This window comes from Pseudomonas sp. RW10S2 (assembly GCF_014268985.1).
GTDB classification, from domain to species: Bacteria; Pseudomonadota; Gammaproteobacteria; order Pseudomonadales; family Pseudomonadaceae; genus Aquipseudomonas; species Aquipseudomonas wayambapalatensis.
Window position 1 is genome coordinate 1 of the sequence record NZ_JABWRO010000034.1, and the last position, 11,611, is coordinate 11,611.

11 protein-coding genes are annotated in these 11,611 nt (G+C 62.7%); all 11 read left to right on the forward strand.

Translation table 11 applies throughout. The features are described 5' to 3' along the window. The first annotated feature begins 254 nt into the window (after nucleotides 1-254). Nucleotides 255-1,115, forward strand: coding sequence for a flagellin domain-containing protein (locus HU729_RS09905; protein WP_186666440.1), 861 nt, complete (start codon nucleotides 255-257; stop codon nucleotides 1,113-1,115). A 72-nt stretch (nucleotides 1,116-1,187) separates the two neighbouring features. Then, a complete protein-coding gene (locus HU729_RS09910; RefSeq protein WP_186666439.1) occupies nucleotides 1,188-1,544 on the forward strand; it encodes a flagellar protein FlaG in 357 nt (118 codons plus the stop codon). Nucleotides 1,545-1,623: 79 nt separating this feature from the next. Next, nucleotides 1,624-3,030 (forward strand): flagellar filament capping protein FliD, encoded by a 1,407-nt coding sequence (fliD, locus tag HU729_RS09915; RefSeq protein ID WP_186709791.1) that lies wholly within the window; start codon nucleotides 1,624-1,626, stop codon nucleotides 3,028-3,030. Nucleotides 3,031-3,162: 132 nt separating this feature from the next. Then, a complete protein-coding gene (gene fliS, locus HU729_RS09920) occupies nucleotides 3,163-3,558 on the forward strand; it encodes a flagellar export chaperone FliS (RefSeq protein WP_186709793.1) in 396 nt (131 codons plus the stop codon). A 15-nt stretch (nucleotides 3,559-3,573) separates the two neighbouring features. Continuing rightward, nucleotides 3,574-3,870: a flagellar protein FliT gene (gene fliT, locus HU729_RS09925; RefSeq protein WP_186666437.1), complete on the forward strand. Its 297-nt coding sequence runs from the start codon at nucleotides 3,574-3,576 to the stop codon at nucleotides 3,868-3,870. Between the two features lie 168 nt (nucleotides 3,871-4,038). Beyond that, entirely contained in the window at nucleotides 4,039-5,514 is a 1,476-nt protein-coding gene (gene fleQ / locus HU729_RS09930) for a transcriptional regulator FleQ (protein WP_186666436.1), read from the forward strand. A gap of 143 nt (nucleotides 5,515-5,657) precedes the next feature. Then, a complete protein-coding gene (locus HU729_RS09935) occupies nucleotides 5,658-6,875 on the forward strand; it encodes an ATP-binding protein (protein WP_186666434.1) in 1,218 nt (405 codons plus the stop codon). Then, nucleotides 6,872-8,245: a sigma 54-interacting transcriptional regulator gene (locus tag HU729_RS09940; protein ID WP_186709794.1), complete on the forward strand. Its 1,374-nt coding sequence runs from the start codon at nucleotides 6,872-6,874 to the stop codon at nucleotides 8,243-8,245. The genes HU729_RS09935 and HU729_RS09940 overlap by 4 nt, the downstream gene beginning before the upstream one ends. A gap of 105 nt (nucleotides 8,246-8,350) precedes the next feature. Next, entirely contained in the window at nucleotides 8,351-8,683 is a 333-nt protein-coding gene (gene fliE / locus HU729_RS09945) for a flagellar hook-basal body complex protein FliE (RefSeq protein WP_054891884.1), read from the forward strand. A 14-nt stretch (nucleotides 8,684-8,697) separates the two neighbouring features. Further along, nucleotides 8,698-10,473, forward strand: coding sequence for a flagellar basal-body MS-ring/collar protein FliF (fliF, locus tag HU729_RS09950; protein WP_186709795.1), 1,776 nt, complete (start codon nucleotides 8,698-8,700; stop codon nucleotides 10,471-10,473). Beyond that, nucleotides 10,466-11,485 carry a flagellar motor switch protein FliG gene (gene fliG / locus HU729_RS09955; protein ID WP_186666427.1) on the forward strand — a complete coding sequence of 340 codons (1,020 nt, stop codon included), beginning with the start codon at nucleotides 10,466-10,468 and terminating at the stop codon, nucleotides 11,483-11,485. The genes fliF and fliG overlap by 8 nt, the downstream gene beginning before the upstream one ends. Nucleotides 11,486-11,611: the final 126 nt, after the last annotated feature.

The window sequence follows — 11,611 nt, forward strand, 5'->3', positions numbered from 1 at the left end:
CCGAACGGGTGACCGTTCGGCGCTTTTGCATTTCTGCTGTCTATCAGCCGTTCTGCGCACGCCGCCGGACGCTGTATTTCTGGCGTCAAACCCTTGATTTCATTGGGGTGGCAGCGTGCCACTAAAAAAATTCGCAAAACCCCCTAAAGCAAACCGCCACGACGACGATAACCATTACGAAGGTTCTCTAGGCCACACACCCGGCAAACGCCAGGGCCGGAAGCCGCAGTACCCAATCCAACGAGGAATTCGTCATGGCTTTGACCGTTAACACCAACACCACCTCTCTGGGCGTTCAGAAAAACCTGAGCCGTGCTTCCGACGCTCTGAGCACCTCGATGACCCGTCTGTCGTCCGGCCTGAAAATCAACAGCGCCAAAGACGACGCCGCCGGCCTGCAGATCGCTACCCGCATGACCTCGCAGATCCGCGGTCAGACCATGGCTATCAAGAACGCCAACGACGGTATCTCCATCGCCCAGACCGCTGAAGGCGCGATGCAAGAGCAGACCAACATCCTGCAGCGTATGCGTGAACTGGCCGTCCAGTCCCGAAACGACTCCAACAGCGAGCAAGACCGTGACGCGCTGGACAAAGAGTTCCAGTCGATGCTGTCGGAAATCGACCGTATCGCCGACTCCACCCAGCTGAACGGCAAGAACCTGCTGGACGGTACCGCTGGCGTCATGACCTTCCAGGTCGGCTCCAACACCGGCACCGCCAACCAGATCACCGTGACTCTCAGTGCCGCGATGAAAACCACCGGTACTGGCGCTGCGCTGACCGCCCTGGCTGGCAAGAGCATCACCGGTGCCAACAGCACCGCCGCCGAAGCCACCTTCACCGCCGCCATCAGCGCCATCGACGAGGCCCTGCAGGCAATCAACACCAACCGTGCTGACCTGGGTGCCGCCCAGAACCGTCTGACCAGCACCATCAACAACCTGCAGAACATCAACGAGAACGCCGAAGCTGCTCGTGGCCGTGTACAGGACACCGACTTCGCTGCCGAAACTGCCCAGCTGACCAAGCAGCAGACCCTGCAGCAAGCTTCGACCTCGGTTCTGGCCCAGGCCAACCAGCTGCCGTCGGCAGTTCTGAAGCTGCTGGGCTAATCTGCCTGATAGCTGCTGGCGGGGGAGTGCACTTGCGGCGCTCCCCCGCCTTTTCATTACGAGGTGGTGGACATGGACATGAGCGTCAAGCTGAACCTGTCTTATCCGGCCGCACGCTCGGCCGAGCAGGTTACCGACAAGCCGGTCTCGCGGCCGTTGGAAACATCCGCTGAGGGCGACAAGCAGGGCGCAGTCAAGGTGCACGACACCGACAACGTCAAGAACGCCGTGTCGCAGATCGAGCAATTCCTGAAAGAAACCCGACGTAATCTTGAGTTTTCCACGGATGAAGAATCCGGCAAGATTGTCGTCAAGGTCATCGCCAGCGAAACCGGCGAGCTGATCCGTCAGATTCCCTCCGAGGAGGCCCTGCGGATCGCCGAAAGCCTGCGCGATGTCAAAAGTGTACTGTTCAACGCCAAGGTCTGACCGGCGGCGAGCACTACGCGACACGAATCATGCCGGCCTTGCAGGAGCAGGGCGGGCGCGTTGAAGAGAGGGGCAGGACATGGCGACAATTACTCCTAGCACAGGCGTGGGCTACGGCCTCGAGATCAGCAAGATCGTGGATGCGTTGGTGAAGTCCGATACTTCGGCCAAGTCCAACCAGATTGCTCGGCAGTCGAGCAATAACTCGGCGATCCTCTCGGGCATCGGCTCTCTGCGCAGCGCCCTGACGGCGTTCCAGGATGCCATGAAGAAGCTCAACGACAAGGATGCGCCTTCCTTCAACGCCTTTGCCGGTACTTCCGCCAACGAAAGCGCGGTCAAGATCAAGACCACCAACAGTGCAGTTGCCGGTACCTACGATATCCGTGTAAGCCAACTGGCCACTGGCTCCAAGGTCGCCAGCCAGCAGTTCGCCGGGGGGGGAAGCTCTGCGATTAGCGAAGGTGAGCTGACCATCAGCCAGAACGGCAAGACCTACAAGGTCAATGTTGCTGCCGGTTCCACGCTGCAAAGCGTGCGCGACCAGATCAACAAGGAGCTGGGCAAGGAAGGTATCACCGCCAACGTCGTCAACGAGGCGGGCGGTTCGCGGCTGGTATTCGGCTCTACCACGACTGGCAAGGGCAGTGACATTTCCGTCGGCGGTATCCCTGAGCTCACCATCGATGGCACGCAGAAGATGGTGGGTACGGGGGGCGGCTTTATCGACGCCCTGGCACAGGATGCCGAGTTCTCCGTCGACGGTTTGAAACTGACCAGCTCCAAGAACGTCGTCGACAACGCGGTCAGTGGCCTGAGCCTCGAGCTTACCGGCACCACTTCGCCCACTGCCACGACCGGGGTCAAGGTGAGTGTGACGCTCGATAACGATGGCCTGAAGAAATCGGTTCAGTCGTTTGTCGATGCTTACAACACCCTGCGCAAGGCTGTTACCGCCCTGACGACACCGACCAAGGACTCTTCCGGTAACGTGACCAGCCTGGGCCCGTTGACCAACGATCCGACCACGCGCTCGTTGCTGAGCGACATCGGCAAGGTGATCGCCGAAGCCGGTTCGGGCACCCAGCTCAATACCCTCAGCCAGCTGGGTATCAACACCCAGAAAGACGGCACGCTTGAGTTCAACAGCACCAAGTTCACCGCTGCACTGAACGACAAGAAGCTTGGCTCGGAGATTCAGGGGCTGTTCACTGCCGACGGTGGCGTTTTCGACCGGATGACCAAGGCCCTCGATCCCTACGTCAAGACCGGCGGTTCGCTGGATTCGCGCAAGACGGCGCTCGACAAGGTGACCAAGAACCTGCAGGACCAGCAGGCTGCGCTGGACCGCCGTACCGAGCTGCTGACCACCTCGCTGACCAAGAAGTACGCAGCGCTCGACACCGTCCTGGGCCTGATGAAGAAGCAGGGCGAGCAGATCGTCTCGATCTTCGATGCGATGAATGCCCAGGCCAAGAAAGGCTGATCGCTAAGCGGCGACAAAAGCCCGGTGACACCTTGCAGGTGTCCCGGGCTTTGTGTTTCATGGCTAAAGTTTTTTGACGAGCTGGCGATACAGCAGGTATACGCAACCTTTTCGCTGCAATGAGGTAGTTCCATGAACCCGATGTTGGCCCTTCGGCAGTACCAGAAAGTCAACGGTGCTGCACAGACTTCCGAAGCCAGTCCGCACCGTCTGGTGCAGATGCTGATGCAGGGCGGTCTTGACCGGATGGCCCAGGCCAAGGGCGCCATAGCGCGCAAGGACGTCGCCCAGAAGGGCATTCTGATCGGCAAGGCCATCGACATCATTGGTGGCCTGCGCGAAGGGCTGGATCTGGAGAATCACGCCGACAGCCTGACCGACCTCGACAACCTGTACCAGTACATGAGCCGTCGCCTGATCGAAGCCAACGTCCACAGCGACCCGGAGATCATCGACGAAGTGGCGCGCCTGCTGATCACGGTCAAGGAAGGCTGGGACGCCATCGGCGAACAAGTGCCGGCAGAGTAATTTCAGGAGGCGCACATGAGCGAAGTGATTGCACGTATCGAAGAGACCCGCGATGCCTTGCTGGCAGCGTTCGCTGAACGCGACTGGGATGCGGTGGGCAAGCTCGACCTGGCATGTCGCGTGTGCGTCGAGGATATCCTGGCCGAAGCGCGGGAAAACGATGCGCAGGTCAGGAGCAGCCTGGATGAATTGCTGACGGTCTATCGCCAATTGATTGAAGTTGCAAGTGGTGAACGTCAATCAATAGTCGACGAGATGGCGCAGATCCGTCAGGCAAAAAACGCGACAAAGGTATACCATTTGTTCAGCTGATCGCTGGGCAATGCAAGAAGCTGCGCGCCATAAATTTGACTGTGTGCTGTTTTTTGACTTAACTAGTGGCTGTTTTCGAAATTTCAGACGTCCGAACACTGACCATTCAGTCGGAATGATGTCGAGCACGCCCTCGGGCGCCGATATGACTAGGGAAGTTAGTATTGAATGTGGCGTGAAACCAAGATCCTCCTGATCGATGACGACAGCGAACGCCGCCGCGATCTGGCGGTGGTCCTGAATTTTCTCGGCGAAGAGAACCTTTCCTGCTCCAGTGCGGACTGGCAGCAGTCGGTAGAGGCGTTGTCTTCGAGCAGGGAAGTCCTGTGTGTGCTGATCGGGGCGGTAAATGCTCCGGCAAGTGTCCTGGGCCTGCTTAAGACAGTGGCTGCGTGGGATGAGTTCCTTCCGGTTCTGCTTCTGGGCGAAATTTCTTCCGCCGAGTTCCCTGAAGACTTGCGCCGGCGCGTGCTGTCCAACCTGGAGATGCCGCCGAGCTACAGCCAGTTGCTCGACTCGCTGCACCGCGCCCAGGTCTATCGTGAAATGTACGACCAGGCCCGCGAGCGCGGTCGTCAGCGCGAACCCAACCTGTTCCGCAGCCTGGTTGGAACCAGCCGGGCGATCCAGCATGTGCGGCAGATGATGCAGCAGGTGGCCGACACCGATGCCAGCGTGCTGATCCTCGGTGAGTCCGGCACGGGCAAGGAAGTGGTGGCGCGCAACCTGCACTACCACTCCAAGCGCCGTGAAGCGCCGTTCGTGCCGGTCAATTGCGGGGCGATTCCGGCCGAGTTGCTCGAAAGCGAGCTGTTCGGGCATGAGAAGGGCGCCTTCACCGGGGCGATCACCAGCCGTGCGGGGCGTTTCGAGCTGGCCAACGGCGGCACCCTGTTCCTCGACGAGATCGGCGACATGCCGTTGCCGATGCAGGTCAAGCTGTTGCGCGTACTGCAGGAGCGCACTTTCGAGCGGGTTGGCAGCAACAAGACCCAGAGCATCGATGTGCGCATTATCGCGGCGACCCACAAGAACCTCGAGAGCATGATCGAGGAGGGGACCTTCCGCGAAGACCTGTACTATCGCCTGAACGTCTTCCCTATCGAAATGGCACCGCTGCGCGAGCGTGTCGAGGACATCCCGCTGCTGATGAACGAGCTGATCTCGCGCATGGAGCACGAGAAGCGCGGCTCTATCCGTTTCAACTCGGCCTCGATCATGTCGCTGTGCCGGCATGGCTGGCCGGGCAACGTCCGTGAGCTGGCCAACCTGGTCGAGCGCATGGCGATCATGCACCCGTACGGGGTGATCGGTGTTGCCGAGCTGCCGAAGAAATTCCGCTACGTCGATGACGAAGACGAGCAGTTGGTCGACAGTCTGCGCAGCGATCTCGAAGAGCGCGTGGCGATCAACGGTCATGCGCCGAACTTCTCCAGCCACGCCATGCTGCCGCCGGAAGGCCTGGACCTGAAGGACTACCTCGGCAGCCTTGAGCAGGGGCTGATCCAGCAAGCCCTGGACGATGCCAACGGTATCGTTGCTCGTGCCGCCGAACGCCTGCGCATCCGTCGAACCACGCTTGTGGAGAAGATGCGCAAGTACGGCATGAGCCGCCAGGGCGGCGAAGACCAGGCCGAAGACTGAAGGCCCGGCCCCTTGCAGGTGCAACCTCGTGTCGCGCCTGCAAGGGGCCGGCGTTCGTTCAGAAACCCCATCCCCGGCACGGCTATTGCTACACCGCAGGCAAAGTACCGTTTTTATGACGGTCAGCCATGCGAGAGAGCACGATGCCCCAGGCCGCCCACATCTCCCGAGCCCCTGAGCAGCAGGGACGCACCCCGGTCGAACAGGAAAGTCGACAAGGGCTCGAGCAGGCGTTCGCCCTGTTCAACCAGGTTTCCTCCCAGCTCAGCGAGTCGTACAACATGCTCGAGGCGCGCGTCAGCGAGCTCAAGGGCGAGTTGGAAGTGGTCAGCGCGCAGCGTATGGCCGAGCTGGGTGAAAAGGAACGTCTGGCCAACCGTTTGCAGCATTTGCTGGATTTGCTGCCTGGCGGGGTGATAGTCATCGATGGCCAGGGCCATGTGCGCGAAGCCAACCCTGCCGCCTGTGAGTTGCTCGGTGCGCCGTTGGTCGGTGAGCTGTGGCGCCAGGTCATCGCCCGCAGCTTCGCGCCGCGAGAAGATGACGGCCATGAGGTGTCGCTGCGTGACGGTCGACGCCTGTCCATTGCCACCCGTTCGCTGGATGCCGAGCCCGGCCAGTTGGTGTTGCTCAACGACCTGACTGAAACCCGTCGCCTGCAGGGGCAACTGGCGCGTCACGAGCGTCTGTCGTCGTTGGGGCGCATGGTCGCGTCGCTGGCCCACCAGATTCGTACGCCGCTGTCGGCGGCGCTGCTCTATGCCAGCCACCTGGCAGACGATGAGGGGGAGCTGGCGCTGGCAACCCGGCAGCGCTTTGCCGGCAGCCTCAAGGAGCGCTTGCACGAGCTCGAGCATCAGGTGCGCGACATGCTGGTGTTCGCTCGCGGCGAGCTGCCGCTGAGTGATCGGCTGACCCCCAAGGCGTTGTTCCAGGTGCTGCAGCAGGCTGCGCAGTCGCATGTGCAGGGGCATGCGGTGCGCTGGCAGTGTGACACGCACCTGGGCGAGTTGCTGTGCAATCGCGACACCTTGGTCGGCGCCTTGCTCAACCTGATCGAAAACGCGCTGCAGGCAAGCCCTGAGCCTGCGCGCCTGAAGGTTCACCTGTTCCGGCGCGGGCTGAGCCTGCATCTGTGCGTCAGTGACGCTGGCAGCGGAATCGACGCGCAACTGCTGGCGCGTCTGGGTGAGCCGTTTCTGACCACCAAGGCCACCGGCACCGGCCTGGGCCTGGCGGTGGTCAAGGCGGTGGTCAAGGCGCATCAGGGTAGCCTGGAGTTGCGTTCGAAGGTCGGCCGCGGCACCTGCGTGCGGGTGGTGCTGCCGCTGATCGGCGGGCAATCGACGGAGGTGTTGTGATGGTCAAGGTGTTGCTGGTCGAGGATGACCGTGTCCTGCGTCAGGCGCTGGGCGATACCCTGGAGATCGGCGGCTTCGACTACCGCGCCGTGGGCAGCGCCGAGGAAGCGCTGGATGCCGTGGCCGAGGACGCCTACGGCCTGGTGGTCAGCGATGTGAACATGCCGGGCATGGACGGCCATCAGTTGCTGGCCAGGTTGCGTCGCCATCATCCACAACTTCCGGTGCTACTGATGACCGCTCATGCTGCGGTCGAGCGTGCCGTGGAGGCGATGCGCCAAGGGGCTGCCGACTATCTGGTCAAGCCGTTCGAGCCCAAGGCACTGCTGAGCCTGGTCGAGCGGCATGCGGCGGGTCGCCTTGATGCCGAGGAAGAAGGGCCGGTGGCTAGCGAGCCGGCCAGCAGGCAGTTGCTCGAACTGGCCGCCCGTGTTGCCCGCAGTGACTCCACGGTGCTGATCTCGGGCGAGTCGGGTACCGGCAAGGAAGTGCTGGCGCGCTACATTCACCAGCAGTCGGGGCGTGCAGCGCAGCCGTTCGTGGCGATCAACTGTGCGGCGATTCCGGACAACATGCTCGAAGCCACGCTGTTCGGTCACGAAAAAGGCGCGTTCACCGGTGCTATCGCGGCCCAAGCGGGCAAGTTCGAGCAGGCCGAAGGCGGCACCCTGTTGCTCGACGAAATTTCCGAAATGCCACTTGGCCTGCAGGCCAAGCTGTTGCGCGTGCTGCAGGAGCGGGAAGTCGAGCGGGTCGGCGGGCGCAAGCCGATCACCCTGGACATCCGCGTGCTGGCCACCACCAACCGTGACCTGGCGGGCGAGGTGGCGGCGGGGCGCTTCCGCGAAGACCTGTACTACCGTCTTTCGGTCTTCCCGCTGGCCTGGCGCCCACTGCGCGAGCGCAGCGCCGATATCCTGCCGCTGGCCGAGCGCCTGCTGGCCAAGCATGTCGGCAAGATGAAGCATGCGCCGGTTCGTCTGTCGGCCGAGGCGCGGGCATGCCTGCAAGCGCACGCATGGCCTGGCAACGTGCGCGAGCTGGACAACGCGCTGCAGCGAGCGCTGATCCTGCAGCAAGGTGGGGTGATCGAGGCGGCGGATTTCTGTCTGGCGGGCGCCATTCCCTTGTCGCCAGTGAGGGATGATATTACTGAGCCATCATCGCTCGAATCGTCCTCGGAGTCCAGTGGCCTGGGCGACGATATGCGTCGTCATGAGTTCCAGATGATCATTGATACCTTGCGCGCCGAACGTGGGCGTCGCAAGGAGGCCGCCGAGCGTCTGGGCATCAGCCCGCGCACGCTGCGCTACAAGCTGGCGCAGATGCGCGATGCGGGGATGGATGTCGAGGCCAGCCTGTACGGGTGAGCGCCTCTGCGGAGTGACTTTGCGAAGGCTGGCACCTTTGTTGCTTTAACCGTTTTACCCGCTGCATCAGTGTCAAAAAAATGCGGCCGCCGGAGAGAGAAGGTCATGAGCCAAGGTGTTGAATTCAATCGTCTGATGTTGGACATGCGCGCGATGCAGGCCGATGCCATGTCGCTGCCCAAGGTCGCCGCTGCGCCTGAGCTCGCCCCGGGCCAGAGCAGCTTCGCCGACATGCTCGGCCAGGCCATCAACAAGGTCAGCGATACCCAGCAGGCATCCAGCCAGTTGGCCAACGCCTTCGAGATCGGCAAGAGCGGCGTCGACCTCACCGACGTGATGATCGCCTCGCAGAAGGCCAGTGTGTCGTTCCAGGCCCTGACCCAGGTGCGCAACAAGCTGGTCCAGGCGTACCAGGACATCATGCAGATGCCGGTTTGAGGACGTATTGAGTCATGGCCGAAGCAGTCGTCGATAACGCCCCCGCCAAGAGTGGCCCGCCCGTGGCCAAGCCGCCGCTGTTCGGCATGGCGTTCCTGGAAAACATCTCGCAGATGCCCGTGCTGCGTCAGGTCGGCCTGCTGGTCGGGCTGGCCGCCAGCGTGGCTATCGGCTTTGCCGTGGTGCTCTGGTCGCAGCAGCCGGATTACCGTCCGCTGTATGGCAGCCTGGCCGGCATGGACACCAAGCAGGTCATGGAAACCCTGGCCGCCGCTGATATTCCCTACACCGTCGAGCCGAATTCCGGTGCACTGCTGGTCAAGGCCGATGACCTCTCCCGTGCCCGCATGAAACTGGCCGCCGCCGGCGTGGCGCCGAGCGACGGCAACATCGGGTTCGAGATCCTCGACAAGGACCAGGGCCTGGGCACCAGCCAGTTCATGGAGGCGACCCGTTACCGTCGCGGCCTGGAAGGCGAATTGGCGCGGACCATCTCCAGCCTGAACAACATCAAGGCTGCACGGGTGCACCTGGCCATTCCGAAAAGCTCGGTATTCGTGCGTGACGAGCGCCGCCCGAGCGCTTCGGTACTGGTCGAGATGTTCCCGGGGCGCAACCTGGAAGCCGGTCAGGTGATGGCGATCGTCAACCTGGTTGCCACCAGCGTGCCGGAGCTGGACAAGTCGCAAGTCACCGTGGTCGACCAGAAGGGCAACCTGCTCTCCGACCAGTTGCAAGACACCTCGCTGACCGTGGCCGGCAAGCAGTTCGATTACACCCGGCGTATGGAAGGCCTGCTCACCCAGCGTGTGCACAATATCCTGCAGCCTGTGCTGGGCAACGACCGCTACAAGGCCGAGGTGTCCGCCGACGTCGACTTCAACGCAGTCGAGTCCACCTCTGAACAGTTCAACCCCGATCAACCTGCCCTGCGCAGCGAGCAGTCGGTGAATGAGCAGCGTGCCAGCAGCCAGGGCCCGCAGGGTGTGCCCGGTGCGCTGAGCAACCAGCCGCCGGCGGGTGCCGCCGCCCCGGAAAACGCCGCTGGCGGTGGTACGCCAGCCGGTGCCATTGCGCCGGGCCAGCCGCTGGTCGATGCCAACGGCCAGCAGATCATGGACCCGGCCACCGGCCAGCCGATGCTCGCGCCATATCCGTCCGACAAGCGTCAGCAGAGCACCAAGAACTTCGAGCTGGACCGCTCCATCAGCCATACCCGCCAGCAGCAAGGTCGCCTGACCCGCCTGTCGGTGGCCGTGGTGGTGGACGACCAGGTCAAGGTCGATGCCAATGGCGAGACCACTCGCGCGCCCTGGGGCGCCGAGGACCTGTCGCGCTTCACTCGCCTGGTGCAGGATGCGGTCGGCTTCGACGCCAGCCGTGGCGACAGCGTGACCGTGATGAACGTGCCGTTCTCCGCCGACCGCGGTGAAGTGCTCGCCGACATTCCGTTCTACTCGCAGCCGTGGTTCTGGGACATCATCAAGCAAGTGCTGGGCGTGGTGTTCATCCTGGTGCTGGTGTTCGGCGTGCTGCGCCCTGTGCTCAACAACATCACCGGTGGCGGCAAGAGTGCGGCCACCGACAGCGACATGGAACTGGGCGGCATGATCGGCCTGGACGGCGAGCTCGGCAACGACCGCGTCAGCCTCGGCGGCCCGAGCAGTATCCTGTTGCCAAGCCCGAGCGAAGGCTACGAGGCGCAACTGAACGCAATCAAGGGCCTGGTGGCCGAAGACCCGGGCCGTGTCGCCCAGGTCGTGAAAGAGTGGATCAACGCCGATGAGTGACAACCGAGCCGTTACCGCCAAGCTGAGCCGCGTCGACAAGGCGGCGATTCTCCTGCTGTCCCTGGGCGAGACCGATGCAGCCCAGGTCCTGCGCCACATGGGGCCCAAGGAAGTGCAGCGGGTCGGCGTCGCCATGGCGCAGATGGGCAATGTGCACCGCGAGCAGGTCGAGCAGGTCATGAGCGAGTTCGTCGAGATCGTCGGCGACCAGACCAGCCTGGGCGTCGGCTCCGACGGCTATATCCGCAAGATGCTCAACCAGGCGCTCGGCGAGGACAAGGCCAACGGCCTGATCGACCGCATCCTGCTCGGCGGCAACACCAGCGGCCTGGACAGCCTGAAGTGGATGGAGCCGCGTGCCGTGGCCGATGTCATCCGCTATGAGCACCCGCAGATCCAGGCCATCGTGGTCGCCTACCTTGATCCCGACCAGGCCGGTGAAGTGTTGAGCAATTTCGACCACAAGGTGCGCCTGGACATCGTCCTGCGCGTTTCGTCGTTGAACACCGTGCAACCGGCGGCACTCAAGGAACTGAACCAGATCCTCGAGAAACAGTTCTCGGGCAACTCCAATGCCGCGCGCACCACCCTGGGTGGCATCAAGCGCGCTGCCGACATCATGAACTTCCTCGACAGTTCCGTGGAAGGCCAGCTGATGGATGCGATCCGCGATATCGACAGCGACCTGTCGGAGCAGATCGAAGACCTGATGTTCGTCTTCAACAACCTGGCCGACGTCGACGACCGTGGTATCCAGGCGCTGCTGCGCGAGGTGTCCTCGGACGTGCTGGTGGTGTCGCTCAAGGGCGCGGACGAGAAGGTCAAGGACAAGATCTTCAAGAACATGTCCAAGCGTGCTTCGGAACTGCTGCGCGACGACCTGGAGGCCAAGGGGCCGGTGCGGGTCAGCGATGTGGAGGCGGCGCAGAAGGAAATCCTCACCATCGCTCGACGCATGGCCGAGGCCGGCGAGATCGTGCTCGGTGGCAAGGGTGCCGAGGAAATGATCTAAGCGATTTCGCGCACCGTGCTGACTGGCGCTGACCCTGTGGGCGCGGGCTTGCCCGCGAAGGCGCCAGGCCAGGCAACGCGTTGCCCCTGCTGACGCATTCGCGGGCAAGCCCGCTCCCACGGGGAT

Bases quoted from the DNA above. Each gene is read 5' to 3' on its own strand.
- HU729_RS09905 (WP_186666440.1), top strand. From the start codon at position 255: ATGGCTTTGACCGTTAACACCAACACCACCTCTCTGGGCGTTCAGAAA.
- HU729_RS09910 (WP_186666439.1), top strand. From the start codon at position 1,188: ATGGACATGAGCGTCAAGCTGAACCTGTCTTATCCGGCCGCACGCTCG.
- fliD (WP_186709791.1), top strand. From the start codon at position 1,624: ATGGCGACAATTACTCCTAGCACAGGCGTGGGCTACGGCCTCGAGATC.
- fliS (WP_186709793.1), top strand. From the start codon at position 3,163: ATGAACCCGATGTTGGCCCTTCGGCAGTACCAGAAAGTCAACGGTGCT.
- fliT (WP_186666437.1), top strand. From the start codon at position 3,574: ATGAGCGAAGTGATTGCACGTATCGAAGAGACCCGCGATGCCTTGCTG.
- fleQ (WP_186666436.1), top strand. From the start codon at position 4,039: ATGTGGCGTGAAACCAAGATCCTCCTGATCGATGACGACAGCGAACGC.
- HU729_RS09935 (WP_186666434.1), top strand. From the start codon at position 5,658: ATGCCCCAGGCCGCCCACATCTCCCGAGCCCCTGAGCAGCAGGGACGC.
- fliE (WP_054891884.1), top strand. From the start codon at position 8,351: ATGAGCCAAGGTGTTGAATTCAATCGTCTGATGTTGGACATGCGCGCG.
- fliF (WP_186709795.1), top strand. From the start codon at position 8,698: ATGGCCGAAGCAGTCGTCGATAACGCCCCCGCCAAGAGTGGCCCGCCC.
- fliG (WP_186666427.1), top strand. From the start codon at position 10,466: ATGAGTGACAACCGAGCCGTTACCGCCAAGCTGAGCCGCGTCGACAAG.